This is a genomic window from Bacillus sp. B25(2016b), assembly GCF_001679765.1.
Lineage (GTDB): Bacteria > Bacillota > Bacilli > Bacillales > Bacillaceae_G > Bacillus_A > Bacillus_A thuringiensis_K.
The window spans coordinates 2,425,586-2,440,654 of record NZ_CP016285.1; the positions used below are offsets into that span (position 1 = coordinate 2,425,586).

Sequence of the window (15,069 nt, forward strand, 5' to 3'; positions counted from 1 at the left end):
AAGAAAAGGGAGGAAAGAACTATGGCTTCACCTGAAAATGTTATTTTAGTTCATGAAATTTCAAAGCTGAAAACAAAAGAAGAGTTATGGAATCCATATGAATGGTATCGTTTGATGAGGGATAATCACCCAGTTCATTATGATGAAGAGCAGGATGTATGGAATGTTTTTTTATACGATGATGTAAATCGTGTTTTATCAGATTATCGCTTATTTTCAAGTAGAAGGGAGCGCAGACAATTCTCAATTCCTCCTTTAGAAACTAGAATAAATATAAACTCTACAGATCCACCAGAACATCGCAATGTACGTTCCATTGTTTCTAAGGCATTTACTCCAAGAAGTTTAGGACAGTGGAAACCTCGAATACAGGCTATCGCAGATGAACTTGTACAACATATCGAAAAATGTAGTGAAGTTAATATCGTTGAACAGTTTGCTGCACCTTTACCTGTTACCGTTATTTCTGATTTATTAGGAGTCCCAACAACAGATCGTAAAAAAATTAAAGAATGGTCTGATATTTTATTTATGCCGTATAGTAAAGAAAAGTTTAATGATCTGGATGCCGAGAAAGGGATAGCATTAAATGAATTCAAAGCATACCTTCTACCGATTGTTCAGGAAAAGAGATATCATTTAACCGATGATATCATATCTGATTTAATTCGAGCTGAATATGAAGGCGAAAGATTAACCGATGAGGAAATTGTAACCTTTTCATTAGGTTTACTAGCGGCTGGGAATGAAACCACTACAAATTTAATTATTAATAGCTTTTATTGCTTTTTAGTAGATTCACCTGGAATTTATGAAGAGTTAAGAAAAGAACCTAACTTAATTTCAAAAGCGATTGAGGAAGTATTACGCTATCGCTTTCCTGTTACATTGGCCCGGAGGATTACAGAGGATACAAATATATTTGGTCCTTTAATGAAAAAGGATCAGATGATTGTTGCGTGGGTTAGTGCAGCGAATTTAGATGAGAAAAAATTTTCACAAGCCTCTCAATTTAATGTACATCGAACAGGAAATGAAAAACATTTAACCTTTGGGAAAGGTCCTCACTTTTGCTTAGGAGCACCACTTGCACGTTTAGAAGCTGAGATTGCATTAACTACCTTTATAAATGCTTTTGAAAAAATAGAGCTATCTCCATCTTTCTGTTTAGAAACATGTATATTAGAAAATGAACAAACATTAAAATACTTACCTATTCGATTGAAAGCCAAATAAAAATCATAACAAGGTGCATACATTTGCATCTTGTTTTTTTTGTTTCTCAATTGTGAGTTTTCGGAAATTACCTTAATATGGAATTATATAAAGCGTAGAGGAGGATTCTTATGTTGACTTGTAATGGAAGTAAATCATTTCAAAAGTTTATTAAAGGTGTTACAGATCTTATGGAAAACAGTTTATTTGAAGAAGAAATAGTGTGTGGCATTGAAAAATTATTAGAAGAACTTTTAGAAAAGAAAACATGGCTTCCGTTAGATAAACAGAAGGCCAATTTGACTCAATATGCACGACATTTATTGTATGAAGATCCGCTCAAACGTTTTGAAGTACTAGCTCTCGTATGGAAAGATGGACAATCTACACCTTTACATGATCATGACGGCACATGGGGAGTAGAAGGCGTATTTTCAGGAAGGATAATGGTGCAGAACTTTATACAAACGAAACAACTTGGAAATTCACTTGTTTATTTAGCACATACAGGAAATCTTTATTTGGGAGAAGGAGAAACTGATAAAGTAATTCCACCAGCGGATTGTCATATTCTTGAAATCAGCAAAAATGAAAGCGTTATTACGATTCATGTCTATGGAAAACGGTTAGAAAAGTTTAAAGTATATATCCCAACTGAAGAAAAAAATGTGTACATGTGTGAGACAAAATACATTAGTTATAATTCATAGTTTAAAATCCGAAGCTTTTTTAAAAAGAAAAGCTTTGGATTTTATTTTTAATTATTTCTTGACCTGAAATGCTTTTCATAAATTATAAATAAGAAGTACCTCACGAGGGTTGTATGAAAACGATACCTAATAATTAATTAAAACTCGTGTATTTATAGAAAGTGGTGAAGAAATAATGAAATTAATCGCAATTGATTTAGATGGAACTCTTCTTTCAGGGAATAAAATGATAAGTAAAGAAAATGCAGAAGCAATTCGAACATGTCAAGAAGCTGGTCATGTTGTAGCAATTTGTACAGGACGTTCTATTGTTGACATTGAGCGATTATTGTTAGAAGTTGATTTAGAGTGTCCAATCATTGCGGAAAATGGCGCCCTTATATATAAAGATAAAAAAATGATGAAGAGATATCCAATTCAAAATATGCAGGCACTTGAAATTGTAGAATATCTTGAAGAGAATGGTTTATATTATCAGCTTTATACTGATAAAGGTGTGTATGTGCCGGATTATGGAGTAGAGAGTGTACGTAATGAAATTGAGTATGTGAAGAATTCAAAAGAAAATTTCGACTTGAAAGAGTTAGAAACAATCGCAGCATTATATCTTGAGCATACAGCGTTTCATAGTGCGGAAAGTTGTAAACCAATTGTAGAAACAGATATATATGTGCATAAACTATTACCATTTTCTTATGATATTGAGAAATTAAAAAAACTAAAAGAAACATTTCTTCATAATACAGATTTAGCAATTACATCTTCATATTGGCACAATTTAGAGATTAATCATCGAGATGCTCAAAAAGGGAATGGATTATATACTTTAGCAGAACATCTTAATATTTCGGTTGAAAACACTGTAGCGATAGGTGATGGGCTAAACGATGTTTCTATGATGGAAAAAGCAAACATATCAATTGCAATGGGGAATGCAGTTGAAGAAATAAAAGCAATGTGCAAATACGAAACGTTATCAAATGAAGAACATGGTGTGGCACATGCTTTATATAAATATGTAATGTAATTAAAAAAGAAAAAAGAATCCAAATGGATTCTTTTTTCTTTTTATTAGGGGTAAGGTATTCTATGAGATTCATAGAAGCCTTATTACATTTTATTATATAGAATATATTGGAATAAATGTTTATATTTTTCATAAAAATTGTGAATATTTTGTGAACTTTATATTTATTGCATGTTTATACCGCTATTAGTGACACGTATGACTCTCAAGTGAAAATTCAGTGAATATAAGGAGGAATTCAAGTTACCTAGACAATAAGTGAGGAATCAACGAAATATATACTAATTAAAGGTATATTCAGTATATATATTCTTTTCTTATTTTAATTGAAAAATAAAATTTGTTCGAATAATTATTCTACAGCTATATACCTACACTAGCTTTCTTCGTATAATGGAGAAGTATGAATTTTACATATTGAGGTGAAAAAGGAATGAATTCGCGGCTAATGGAACTTATTGATGTGAGTACAATAGAAACCATGGCAGAACAATTTTATAAATTAACTAACATATCACATCAACTTCTTGATGCTGAAAAAGAGTGTGTTTTTTCATTCGGAATGAATGAGATAAAAAAGAGTAAACTTCCAAAGATTGAAATCCCCATTTTCTTATACAATCAACATTTAGGATCTTTTGTTGTATGGTCCAAAAAAAGTGAAATTTTCAGTTGTCAAAAATACTTTGAAATGCTCTCGAATTTAATTTTAGATGGTGCAATAAAAATATTTCAAAGTAAAAATACAACGTTGCTTTCTCGGAAAGAGGAGGAACTACATACGATTTTACAAAACATGCCTGTTATGGTCGATGCGCTTGATTATAATGGAGATTTTGTTTTGTGGAATCGAGAATGTGAAATTGTAACCGGTTATACCGCTGAAGAAATAATTGGAAATCCCAATGCACTGCAATTATTGTATCCTAATCATAATTATCGCCATCAAATACAAAAGAAATTTTTAACTTGTGGAAAAAATTTCAGAGATTGGGAAATGCACTTAACATGTAAAAATGGTGAAATCAAAACAATAATGTGGTCGAATATATCAGAACAGTTTCCTGTAACAGGATATAGTTATTGGGCTGTTGGTGTAGATATTACCCATTTAAAAGCGATAGAAGAGCAGTTAAAACAACAAACATCTGAACTGGAATTAATTTTTAAAGCTTTACCGGATTTATGTTTCTTAACAGAAGATGATGGTACAATTATAGATTACAAGGCAGGATCTCCTACAAAGTTTTACGTACCCGCAGAAGCTTTTATGGGAAAAAAGTTTTACGAAGTATTACCATCTTCAGTAGCACAGCAGTTTCAGGAAGCCATTAATCAAGTGAAGGAAAAAGGAACGAATGTAATTGTAGAATATCCACTCACACTTAATGGAAGTATTGATTTCTTTGAAGCGAGGTGCTTACCATTATTACATGATAAAATTATGATTATTGTACGCGACATTACAGAGCGAAAAAAGACAGAAGAATTGTTAAACAAAACAGATACACTTGCAGCAATTGGTCAATTAGCAGCTGGCGTGGCTCATGAAGTAAGAAATCCTTTAACTGTAATTAAAGGTTTTATACAGTTATTCCAAATTAATAAAGAAGATCAAGAAAGATATTTTGATCTTATGCTTTCTGAAATTGAAAGGATAGAAGCAATCCTACAAGAATTTCTATCAATTGCTAAAACAGATGAGATAAATACAGAAAAGAAAAATATTTATCAAATTTTTAAAAATGTCGTATCGTTAATGAATACAAAAGCAATTATGACAAATATTCAAGTTGAACTATTTACGGATGACAAAGATATAATTATTGAATGCTCAGAAAATCAATTGAAACAAGTATTTATTAATATTTTGCAAAATTCAATCGAAGCTATGCCAAATGGTGGGGAAATTTCAATTCACATAAAAGAAATAAATGATGATGGTGTCATCATTCATGTAATAGATGAAGGAATAGGAATACCTGAAGAAAGAATTAAGAGATTAGGTGAACCTTTTTATAGTACGAAAGAAAAAGGGACTGGTATTGGATTAATGTTAAGTTATAAAATTATTGAAAGTCATCAAGGGACAATTAGTATCATGAGCGAGGTTGGTGTCGGGACAACAGTAACTATTCACTTACCGAAAGTACTAAGTAAACAATCTCTTTCTAATTGTGACGACAAATGTATAACGATACCCACTAGTAGTAATTCTTAAATGAATTAATACCCAATAACAAAGCGATTAGTGAAAACTAAGCTTTTTGTTATTGGGTATTTTTTATATTTAATTTAGTAAACTTTACCTTTTCTTTACCTTTGTTTTAATTTCTATTAAGTTTTAAACATTATATTAATATTTGTACAAAGCAATGTATAGAAATTGTACATTACTTTTAATATAGAAATGTGATTATTATTTGGAATATTGTAAGGAGGAGATTATGACAAGGTGAAAAAGCAAGAGAAGAAAAGTGGGAGAGTAGTACCTCTCCGGTTAAATATTTTATTCCTTTGTGTATTTTTATTATTTTCTGGCATTATTATTCAGTTAGGGAAAGTACAAATTTTTGATGGAGAAACATATAAAAATGAAGTAGAGAAGAGAGAAAATACAACCGTGGGTCTTTCTGTACCACGTGGGAAAATATTTGATCGTGAAGGAAATCCAGTAGTTGATAATAAGTCTTTACGTACAATTACATATACAAAGGTGAAAGGTGTAAAACAAGAAGAAATATTAAAATCAGCAAGACAACTTGCAGATATTATTGAAATGCCACAAGAAGATATAGATAAGTTAACGGAGACTGATAAGAAAGACTTTTGGATGCAATTAAATCCAGAACTTACTCAAGACTTAGTATCAAAAAAAGAAATAGATAAGTTCCGAGATAAGGATATTACCGGAAAAGAGCTAGACAAAAAAATAGAAGATTTAAAAAGGAAGCGCGTTACAGATAAAAATCTTCAAGAATTAACGGCTAAAGATATAGAAGTGTTAGCTATTAAAAGCAAAATGAACTCAGGTTTTCAGATGGCACCTCAAATTATTAAAAAGAACGTTAGTGAACAGGAATATGCGGTGATTAGTGAAAATTTAGCGAACCTTCCAGGGGTAGATGCATCAGTTGATTGGGAGAGAATCTATGTAAATGATGGGTTATTCCGTTCTGTCCTTGGTAACGTTTCAAATGCTGATGAAGGATTGCCACGTGAAAGATTAGATTATTATTTAGTGCGTGATTATAGCCGAAATGATAGGGTCGGCAAGAGTTATATAGAACAGCAATACGAAGATGTACTTCATGGCACAAAAAAAGAAGTAAGAAGCATTGCTGATAAACAAGGAAATACTATTAGAACGGAAACTGTTACTGAAGGGAAAAGCGGTAAAAATTTAACTTTAACAATAGATATGGAATTGCAAAAAAAAGTAGAGGAGAGTATAGAAAAAATATTAAAACAATATAAAGGATCAGAATCAATGTTAGACCGTGCTTTCGTAGTGATGATGAATCCAAAAAATGGCCAAGTATTATCAATGGCTGGGAAAAAGCTTGTAGAAAAAGACGGGAAAATGGAAGTAGAAGATTATGCTTTAGGCACGCTGACTAGTTCTTATGAGCTTGGATCAACGGTTAAAGGTGCGACAGTGTTAACAGGGTTTGAAACAAATGCAATAACTCCTGGAACACATTTTTATGATGCACCTATGAAGTTTAAAGGAACTAAGGAGAAGAAGTCTTGGAAAAATTTTGGTGATATAGACGATCTAAGAGCGTTACAAGTTTCTTCAAACGTTTATATGTTTAATATAGCATTAAAAATTGCTGGCGTGGATTATGTGAAAAATAGTTCACTAGATATTAAACAAGAATATTTTGATAAAATGAGGTATTATTTCAGGCAATTTGGACTAGGCGTACAAACTGGTATTGATTTACCAAATGAAACTGCAGGACAAATTGGAAGAAAAGATAATCAGCCTGGTTTCTTATTAGATTATTCTATTGGACAATATGATACGTATACACCACTTCAGCTTGCACAATATATTTCCACTATCGCAAATGGAGGGTATCGAATGAAACCACAAATTGTTCAAGAGATTAGAGAACAAACCGTTCAAAAAGATGAGGTTGGTAAAGTAGTACAATCAATAGAACCCGTTGTTTTAAATAGAATTGATATGAAACAAGAATATATTAATCAAGTAAAAGAAGGATTTAGAAAAGTATTTCAAGAAGGAGATGGAACGGGAGTAAGAGCGTTCCAAAAAGCACCATATAAACCAGCTGGTAAAACAGGGACCGCACAAACTGTATATGGTGGAGAAAATGATATTGGGCGAAATGAGAAAGGCGACCGTAGAGAATGTTATAATTTAACATTAGCTGGATATGCGCCATATGATGATCCAGAAGTAGCATTTTCTGTTGTAGTACCGTGGGTTAAAAATGATAAATCAGGCATTAACTCCGATATTGGAAAAGAAGTTTTAGATGCTTATTTTGATTTGAAAAATAAGCGATTAACTGGTGAAGCGCCAAAAACAGATGACTCTAAAGAGAATTAAAATGGACGAAACGTCTCTAGCATTCATGTGAACTAGAGGCGTTTTTATCTGGGAATAGATTAGAAATGAGGTATATATGAAGCTGTTTATTCTAAAATATTGGAGGAACATAGGTAGCTACATCATAATAATAATTGAGATTATATTTATTAATAACTCTTTTTTTATTTTAATGAGCTAAAATAATTCTATTAACGATTCACGTTTTGTAAAATAAATCATATATTGATAGCATAGGACAAGCAGAAAAGCTTGTTCTAACCTCACAGAACACTCCTTATCACGGTTAGGCATCTACATAGGTAGATGCCTTTTTTTATGTTGATGACTGAAAATTATTTATCAACATAATGTTGCAAGCACATTAGGACTATTAGGGGACGATTACATGTACAAATAACAGTATGCTTAATTAAAATAGTGAAATGTAAGGAGTGAGGAATAAGTGCTAAATATTTTAGTAGTTAATTTTCCAGCAGAGGGACATGTAAACCCTACATTAAATTTAGTAAAAGCCTTTACTGAACGAGGGGATAATGTACATTATATTACAACGGCAAACTTTAAGGGTAGAATTGAAGATTTAGGAGCTACTGTACATACTCATCCGGATCTATTAAAGGGGATTTCTATTGATGCTGAAACCTCATCTGGGTTAAATGCTTTCTTTCATGTGCATGTTCAAACTTCTTTATATATATTAGAAATTACGAAACAATTAAGTGAAAGCATAAATTTTGATTTCGTAATTTATGATATATTTGGTGCGGGAGAGTTAGTAAAGGAGTATTTAAAAGTTCCAGGTGTAGTGTCCTCACCTATATTTTTAATTCCTTCAGAGTTTTTGAAGACATTACCTTTTCATCCAAATGCAGATATACCATTCCAACCAGAGAAGATCTCTGAAAAATTATTAAACCAGATGGAACATGAATTTGGAGTAAAACCAAACAATAATCTTCAATTTATGAATAATAAGGGTGATGTTTGTCTCGTATACACAAGTCGTTATTTCCAACCTAATAGCGAATCATTCGAAGAAAATAACATTTTTATTGGACCGAGTATTTCAAAGCGTAAAACAAATATAAAGTTTCCATTGGAATCACTTAAAGAAAAGAAAGTTATTTATATTTCAATGGGAACACTGCTTGAAGGACTCGAACCATTCTTTAATACTTGTATTGATACTTTTTCAGATTTTGATGGGATAGTTGTAATGGCAATTGGTGATAGAAATGATATTTCTAAAATTAAGAAAGCACCAGATAATTTTATAATTGCTCCATACGTACCTCAATCAGAAATATTAAATGAAGCAGATGTTTTTATTACACATGGTGGTATGAATAGCGTACACGATGCCATTCATTATAATGTCCCATTTGTAATAATACCGCATGATAAAGACCAGCCAATGATAGCGCAAAGATTAACTGAGCTTGAAGCGGCACATAGACTATTGAAAGAACATGTTAATGTGCACACTTTAAAAGAGGCCGTAACAGATGTTCTTTCAAATGAAAAGTATAAACATGGTATAAGAAAACTTAATGATAGCTTTTTAGAATGTGGTGGTTCAAAAGAAGCAATTGCAGTTATTGAATCTCTTTTAAATAAAGTAAAACTTTAATCGATAGGGATTTTACTACCCATAAATAGCGGGATAAATAGTCGTAACTGTATACAAGCATAGAGGTTCTCACCTTTATGCTTGTATATTCTTATCCAGCAAATTGTACAGCAGTATTTGCATGTAAAAAAGCAGTATCAAAAACGGGAACAGTGAGATCATTTTGGGAGATGAGTAAAGGTATTTCAGTACAGCCTAATAATATACCTTCAGCGCTGTTTTGAATTAATGATTTTGTAATTTGTAATAGCTTTTCTTTAGATGTTTCTGAAATGATCCCTCTACTTAATTCATCTAATATGACATGGTGGATAAAAGTTCTTTCCTCGTCATTTGGGATAATTGTCTCAATGTTATATTTCGCTAATCGTGATTTATAGAAATCTTGCTCCATCGTTTGTTTTGTTCCTAATAGTCCGATACGTTTTATATTCTGTTCTACCATTTCTTTAGCACTTACATCACCAATGTGAAGAAGCGGGATAGATATTGCTTGTTCTACTTCCTCGGCAAATAGATGTACGGTATTTGAACACATTAATAAACATTCAGCCCCAGATTTTTCAACTTTCTTTGCAACTGTAACTAGTTCATTTTTCACTTCTTCATATTGATGGTTTTGTAATAAAGTAGTTACTTCACCAAAGTCCATACTATATAAAACTAACTTTGCATTTTGATCGTATTGAGAGAGTGTAAGTGTATTAATATGTTTATAGTATAATGATGTAGATTCCCAACTTAATCCTCCAATCAAACCAATAACTTTCATAATGCATTCCTCCCGAAACGATTTTGAATTTATTATTTCATAATTCCGATAAGAATACAATGATTTAAATGATCTATTTAACAAAAAATAAAAATAGTAAGAAAAGTGTTGAAATTTACATTCTTTAGTGCCATAATACGAATTACAAATTAATACTTATCCAGAGAGGTGGAGGGAACGGCCCTAAGAAACCTCAGCAACCCCTATGCAATTTTATAGGAAGGTGCTAATTCCGCAGAGGACACGATGTGTTTTTTGAAAGATAAGAGGATTCTTGAACGTGACAGAAAATGACCTCTTATGTAAGAGGTCATTTTTTTGTTGTATAGAAAGGGAGTGTCGATGCATAATTCATTTTTAAATTAAATATAGAGTAATAAAAGTTGACTAATATGAGAGGGGAATTGTCATGAACAAATTATCAACAAAGTTAGTAGTAGCAATCGGTATTGGAGCAGCATTATACGGGATATTAGGGCTTTGGGGATTTTCTATTGCACCGAATACATTTATTAAACCAGCATTAGCTATATTAACTGTTTTTGGAGCATTATTTGGTCCAGTGGCAGGACTGTTAATCGGACTTATCGGTCATACCGTAACAGATACGATTGCTGGATGGGGGATTTGGTGGGGCTGGGTTATTAGTTCAGGAATTATTGGTTTTTCAATGGGGCTTATTCAAAGAAGAGTTGGTTTTAGTGTGAAAAACGGGTCGTTTAACAAGGGGGATATTTCTTATTTAGCAATTACTGGGCTAGTTGGTATTGTCATTGCTATTATATTTGCTGGGGCATTCGATATTATTGTGATGGGAGAACCATTTGACAAAATTGTTATACAAGTATTAGGCGCAACAATTTCCGATGTCATCGTTTTCTTAGTACTTGGATTGCCACTTACAATTGGTTTGGCGAAATCCAATAAGAAACATACACATTTAAAAATTGAAAAGTAGGGATGTTAACATGCAACCAATTATTTCGTTTGAACAATTCACCTTTCAATATTGGCATGCTGCGCAGCCTACTTTAAGTGATATTACCTTTCATATATACCCTGGGGAAAAAGTGCTAATTGCTGGACGAAGTGGTTCAGGCAAGTCGACATTAGCTCATTGTATAAATGGGCTAATCCCATTTTCTTACGAAGGGACTAGTACAGGTAACGTTTTAATTGCCGGTAAAGACCCGAGGGAAGGAAGTATTTTTGAACAAAGTAAACAGGTAGGAACAATTTTGCAAGATCAAGATGCTCAATTTATTGGTCTGACAGTAGAAGAAGATGTAGCTTTTTATTTAGAAAATGAATGTGTAAAGCAAGATGATATGAAAAAGATTGTTTCGGACTCATTAAGAAAGGTGAAGATGCATACGTTTCATAAACAAAGTCCACATGAATTATCAGGAGGTCAAAAGCAAACAGTTTCCCTTGCTGGTTTATTAACAACAAATGCGGATATATTATTGTTCGATGAACCGTTAGCAAACTTAGATCCACTAAGCGCCATACATACGATAGAACTTATGAAAGATATACATGAACAATATAATAAAACGATTGTTATTATCGAACATAGGATAGAAGAAATTTTAAAACTGGATTTAGACAAAGTTATATTAATTGATGAAGGTAAAGTCATTGCGATAGGAACACCAAAAGAAATCTTAGCGTCAAATATATTACCACGTATCGGCTTAAGAGAGCCTATTTACATCGAAGCATTAAAGAGATTACATTTTGATAGTAATAATGACGTAATATATCCAATGGAAAACCTTCAAAAAGAAAAGGTAAGCAACGTTATAAAAGAGTGGATGGAGAAACAAGTCATATTAAAAGGGAATACTAAAAACAAGGAATTACTTAAAGTGGAGAATTTATCATTTTCATACTCTAATAAACAAAAAGTATTAGAAAATGTAAACCTTTCAATATATGAAGGAGAAATTGTGGCACTGTTAGGACATAATGGAGCAGGGAAATCAACATTAGCTCATAGTCTTATAGGCATAAACAAAATGAAAAATGGGAAAATCTTGTTAAAAGGTGAAGATATTAGTTCTTGGTCTATTCGTAAACGTGGGGAAATCATATCTTACGTGATGCAAAATCCAAATCATATGATTACACAGCCTACTGTTTTTGAAGAAGTTTCATTTACATTAACATTACATAATTTTTCTAAGGAAGAAATTAAGAATAGAGTAGAAGGAACTTTAAAAATTTGTGGTTTATATCCATTTCGTAATTGGCCAATTCAAGCACTAAGCTATGGGCAAAAAAAGAGATTAACAATCGCATCTGTATTAACAACAAATCCTAAACTTATCATATTAGATGAACCGACAGCGGGACAAGATTATTATCACTATAAACAATTTATGTCTTTTATTAAAAACCTAGCTAAAAAGGGTATTTCATTTGTTTTTATCACTCATGATATGAATCTCGTACTAGAATATGCAGACCGTGCAGTAGTTCTACATGAAGGGAAAATTATTGCGGATAATACAGTGTTTGATGTATTAGGCGATCAAGAAACGTTACAAAGAGCCAACTTAAGAGAGAGTTCTTTAACCAAGCTTGTTAAATTTAGTGGGATTGCATGTCCAGAAAAATTTATGGAGCTTTATTTAGACAGTAATAGGAGGGAGGAAGGTGCATAGTACATATTTTCATCGTATGGATGGGGTAGTGAAATTGTTTTTATTTATTTTTTGTATGACGCTTACTTTTTTGTTTTTTGATTTTCGGGTGTTGCTAATATTATTTATTATTGGGTGTATCGGGCTCAGCATTGCTAAAATTCCATTTCGTAAAATTTTAATTGTTTTTAGTGTCATATTTACATTTAGTTTATTAAACTCTGTCATGATTTTATTGATTACACCAACTCATGGATCTGAATTAACTGAATCATATACCGTGTTTTTACATGTTGGATATGCAACGATTACATATGAAACATTATTTTATGCAGCTACACTTTCATTAAAGTATTTTACGTTATTACCATTTACACTTCTTTTTATTTACACGACAGATCCAAGTGAATTTGTAAGTAACTTAAGTAAACTGGGTATTCATTATAAGATTACTTATGCAATAAATATTGCACTACGTTATATTCCTGACATCCAGTCTGAGTATAAAATTATTAAACACGCGCAAGAAGCGAGAGGAGTGGCTTTTGAAAAAGGAGAAGCAAGTTTATGGGTTCGTATGAAGAACCGTGTTTTAATTTTCTGGCCACTAATCATTCATTCTCTAGAAAGAATAGATACGGTTTCAAATGCAATGGATTTAAGAGGATTTGGAAAGAAGGATAAACGTACATGGTTTTATACAAGTAAGGCGAAACGTGAAGATTTCATCGCTTTATTTGCCGGTATTTTCATATTTATTGTTGCGGTATATTTAAAATTAAACGTATTTCAAAACTTTTGGTATCCATTTTAAAGCACTCTTTAAACGAGTGCTTTTACTTATTTTTATGTAGACATGCTCAAAAAAGGGATATACACATAATGTATAATACGAACCAGTTAAAATGATCAACTACCTATTAGTTTTCAAACCAAAAGGAGGAGAAAATATGAGTTACGGTGGTTCTTGTGGTTTTGGTGGAGGTTTCGCTTTATTAGTTGTGTTATTCATTCTATTAATAATTGTAGGATGCAGCTGCTGGGGCGGAGGATACTAATTTTTAATTAGTCTTCACAAATGTAAACTAAAAAAACATTGAAGATACTTATGTATCGAAACAAATAAAAAAGGAGCGACTATGCTCCTTTTTTATTTGTTTTAATGTGTATTCTTACTATATTTCGGGAACGTAATCGTTAAAGTCGTTCCTTTACTAACGATACTTCTGATTTTTAAACTTCCATGCATCGTCTCAATAATCTTAACAGCAACCATTGTACCTAAACCAGTTCCTTTTGTTTTTGTACTAAAATACGGTTCACCGAATCGATGTATTTGCTCCTGTGACATTCCAACTCCGCTATCTTCAATTCGTATTTCAACTTTACTATTATTGATGGATGAGGAAATATTTAAGGTACCACCATTAGGCATTGCTTCAATACTATTTTTTATTAAGTTTAAAAAACATTGTTGAAAGTGCTGTTTATTACCAACAATGGTTGCCTCAGAAAAATCCTGTGTAATATGTATCGTATTCATATTACACAATGGCAATATCATATTAATAACTCGATTTAACTCTTGTTTTACTGAAATTTGATCTAATTTTTCTGGAGCAGGTTTGGCAAACGTTAAGTAATCATCGATAATTTCTTGGGCACGATTTAACTCTTCAAGTATATGTTTAATATATTCGTCTCTTGATTCGGGAGTTAAATTTGGTGTTTTTAAAAGCTGTGTAAATCCTTTTACAACCGTTAAGGGATTCCTTACTTCGTGCGATATACTTGCAGCGAGTTGGCTAACAATCTCCATTTTTTCCATTTTAATTAATTTTGAGCGCATTAATACAGCATCTTTAATAACTTCATTTATATAAACAATAAATAACATTAAAGTAGTCGGTAATACCATGAAATAAATAATATACAAATTATTCACTTCAAAATCTGATAAGGTTAATACAATTAAAGTTGTAAATATTGCTAGGAAAAAGGTTAAAAGCATGGAAAAAGCTACTTTAAGTTTTCTATTATATGTATTAAATTTTGAAGATGCGAGTGCTGTAACGATGAACATTATTCCGTAAACAACAACTGTCAACATGTTAAAGCCATAAAATAAAAATCTCGTAATTAATAAAATTGCAAACAATATGATACCGACAGGGAATCCACCATAAAGCGTACCTATTATGACCGGAATTTGTCTTAAATCATGAATACAACTTTCATCCATATAGATAGGGTATCGCATACATAAAATAAGCGGGATACTAGAACAAAGGGTGATCAGTAGTATTTTATATTTCTTTAAATAGTGCCGGCTATCATATATGAAATAAAAAACAAATATACTACATAAAATGTATAGAAGATTATTTAACACGTTTTGATTAATATAAACAAAGTCCATAATATTTGCCTCGTTATTCTGAATTTTCTTTTCATATGTATTATACATGATAACATGTGTTAA

At 31.8% G+C, this 15,069-nt stretch carries 12 protein-coding genes and 1 riboswitch; of the genes, 10 read left to right on the plus strand and 2 right to left on the minus strand.

Annotated features, from left to right (window positions below; genetic code table 11):
• Nucleotides 1-21 precede the first annotated feature (21 nt).
• From BAQ53_RS12340 to BAQ53_RS12365, 6 genes are all read left to right on the plus strand, one after another.
• Complete coding sequence (locus tag BAQ53_RS12340; protein ID WP_061884232.1) at nucleotides 22-1,236, plus strand: cytochrome P450; 1,215 nt, start codon at nucleotides 22-24, stop codon at nucleotides 1,234-1,236.
• Between the two features lie 110 nt (nucleotides 1,237-1,346).
• A complete protein-coding gene (locus BAQ53_RS12345) occupies nucleotides 1,347-1,925 on the plus strand; it encodes a cysteine dioxygenase family protein (protein ID WP_208906899.1) in 579 nt (192 codons plus the stop codon).
• 175 nt (nucleotides 1,926-2,100) lie between these two features.
• On the plus strand, nucleotides 2,101-2,952 hold the full coding sequence (locus BAQ53_RS12350) for a Cof-type HAD-IIB family hydrolase (protein ID WP_000766388.1): 852 nt from the start codon (nucleotides 2,101-2,103) through the stop codon (nucleotides 2,950-2,952).
• Nucleotides 2,953-3,385: 433 nt separating this feature from the next.
• Nucleotides 3,386-5,173, plus strand: a complete 1,788-nt coding sequence (locus BAQ53_RS12355; protein ID WP_208906900.1) for a PAS domain-containing sensor histidine kinase — start codon at nucleotides 3,386-3,388, stop codon at nucleotides 5,171-5,173.
• Nucleotides 5,174-5,407: 234 nt separating this feature from the next.
• Nucleotides 5,408-7,534 carry a peptidoglycan D,D-transpeptidase FtsI family protein gene (locus BAQ53_RS12360; protein WP_000743782.1) on the plus strand — a complete coding sequence of 709 codons (2,127 nt, stop codon included), beginning with the start codon at nucleotides 5,408-5,410 and terminating at the stop codon, nucleotides 7,532-7,534.
• Between the two features lie 445 nt (nucleotides 7,535-7,979).
• Nucleotides 7,980-9,167, plus strand: coding sequence for a macrolide family glycosyltransferase (locus BAQ53_RS12365; protein ID WP_000932162.1), 1,188 nt, complete (start codon nucleotides 7,980-7,982; stop codon nucleotides 9,165-9,167).
• A 91-nt stretch (nucleotides 9,168-9,258) separates the two neighbouring features.
• On the opposite strand, the gene BAQ53_RS12370 is transcribed toward BAQ53_RS12365, so the two are convergent.
• Nucleotides 9,259-9,939, minus strand: a complete 681-nt coding sequence (locus BAQ53_RS12370) for an aspartate/glutamate racemase family protein (protein WP_208906901.1) — start codon at nucleotides 9,937-9,939, stop codon at nucleotides 9,259-9,261.
• Between the two features lie 153 nt (nucleotides 9,940-10,092).
• A riboswitch (SAM riboswitch) is annotated at nucleotides 10,093-10,208 on the plus strand.
• 140 nt (nucleotides 10,209-10,348) lie between these two features.
• Between BAQ53_RS12370 and BAQ53_RS12375 the strand changes: the two genes are divergently transcribed.
• The 4 genes from BAQ53_RS12375 to BAQ53_RS12390 all read left to right on the plus strand — a co-directional run bounded on the left by BAQ53_RS12375 (nucleotide 10,349) and on the right by BAQ53_RS12390 (nucleotide 13,645).
• Complete coding sequence (locus BAQ53_RS12375) at nucleotides 10,349-10,897, plus strand: ECF-type riboflavin transporter substrate-binding protein (protein WP_001038213.1); 549 nt, start codon at nucleotides 10,349-10,351, stop codon at nucleotides 10,895-10,897.
• 10 nt (nucleotides 10,898-10,907) lie between these two features.
• Complete coding sequence (locus BAQ53_RS12380) at nucleotides 10,908-12,608, plus strand: ABC transporter ATP-binding protein (protein WP_001182529.1); 1,701 nt, start codon at nucleotides 10,908-10,910, stop codon at nucleotides 12,606-12,608.
• Entirely contained in the window at nucleotides 12,601-13,401 is an 801-nt protein-coding gene (locus BAQ53_RS12385) for an energy-coupling factor transporter transmembrane component T family protein (protein WP_000556378.1), read from the plus strand. The genes BAQ53_RS12380 and BAQ53_RS12385 overlap by 8 nt, the downstream gene beginning before the upstream one ends.
• A gap of 136 nt (nucleotides 13,402-13,537) precedes the next feature.
• Complete coding sequence (locus tag BAQ53_RS12390) at nucleotides 13,538-13,645, plus strand: YjcZ family sporulation protein (protein ID WP_000120182.1); 108 nt, start codon at nucleotides 13,538-13,540, stop codon at nucleotides 13,643-13,645.
• 101 nt (nucleotides 13,646-13,746) lie between these two features.
• Here the strand turns inward: BAQ53_RS12390 and BAQ53_RS12395 are convergent, their stop codons facing one another.
• The gene (locus BAQ53_RS12395; RefSeq protein ID WP_002181517.1) at nucleotides 13,747-15,006 is read right to left on the minus strand and encodes a sensor histidine kinase; all 1,260 of its coding nucleotides are present in this window, start codon (nucleotides 15,004-15,006) and stop codon (nucleotides 13,747-13,749) included.
• Nucleotides 15,007-15,069 lie beyond the last annotated feature (63 nt).

What these genes read in the sequence shown, in the direction of transcription:
- BAQ53_RS12345 (WP_208906899.1), top strand. Translation starts at nt 1,347, where the DNA reads ATGTTGACTTGTAATGGAAGTAAATCATTTCAAAAGTTTATTAAAGGT.
- BAQ53_RS12370 (WP_208906901.1), bottom strand. Translation starts at nt 9,939, where the DNA reads ATGAAAGTTATTGGTTTGATTGGAGGATTAAGTTGGGAATCTACATCA.
- BAQ53_RS12355 (WP_208906900.1), top strand. Translation starts at nt 3,386, where the DNA reads ATGAATTCGCGGCTAATGGAACTTATTGATGTGAGTACAATAGAAACC.
- BAQ53_RS12350 (WP_000766388.1), top strand. Translation starts at nt 2,101, where the DNA reads ATGAAATTAATCGCAATTGATTTAGATGGAACTCTTCTTTCAGGGAAT.
- BAQ53_RS12375 (WP_001038213.1), top strand. Translation starts at nt 10,349, where the DNA reads ATGAACAAATTATCAACAAAGTTAGTAGTAGCAATCGGTATTGGAGCA.
- BAQ53_RS12395 (WP_002181517.1), bottom strand. Translation starts at nt 15,006, where the DNA reads ATGGACTTTGTTTATATTAATCAAAACGTGTTAAATAATCTTCTATAC.
- BAQ53_RS12390 (WP_000120182.1), top strand. Translation starts at nt 13,538, where the DNA reads ATGAGTTACGGTGGTTCTTGTGGTTTTGGTGGAGGTTTCGCTTTATTA.
- BAQ53_RS12340 (WP_061884232.1), top strand. Translation starts at nt 22, where the DNA reads ATGGCTTCACCTGAAAATGTTATTTTAGTTCATGAAATTTCAAAGCTG.
- BAQ53_RS12380 (WP_001182529.1), top strand. Translation starts at nt 10,908, where the DNA reads ATGCAACCAATTATTTCGTTTGAACAATTCACCTTTCAATATTGGCAT.